1 tRNA gene is annotated in these 260 nt (G+C 40.0%); it reads left to right on the top strand.

Annotation, left to right across the window (positions count from 1 at the left end):
* Nucleotides 1–136: 136 nt before the first annotated feature.
* A tRNA-Ile gene (locus tag A4R26_RS05685) sits at nt 137–211 on the top strand.
* Nucleotides 212–260 lie beyond the last annotated feature (49 nt).

Here is a 260-nt window from a genome sequence, read left to right as displayed (position 1 = left end):
CTCCTTTTTAGAGATAGCGCTAAAAAACAAACTTTTTAGCTGTTGCTTCACTTAACTTTCATAGGATCAAAAGTTCTTTGCAGATAGTAACCCGGTAAGAGGGAAGAGATACAACCTGGATCGGGCTACATCATTTAGATCCGTAGCTCAGCCTGGTTAGAGCACTACACTGATAATGTAGGGGTCAGCAGTTCAAATCTGCTCGGGTCTACTGAAAAGTTATAAGTGATAAGTAGTAAGTGGTAAGTCAAATACGAAAG

The organism is Niastella populi (assembly GCF_002078015.1).
GTDB classification, from domain to species: Bacteria; Bacteroidota; Bacteroidia; order Chitinophagales; family Chitinophagaceae; genus Niastella; species Niastella populi.
This window is presented reverse-complemented; position numbering and strand designations above follow the sequence as displayed.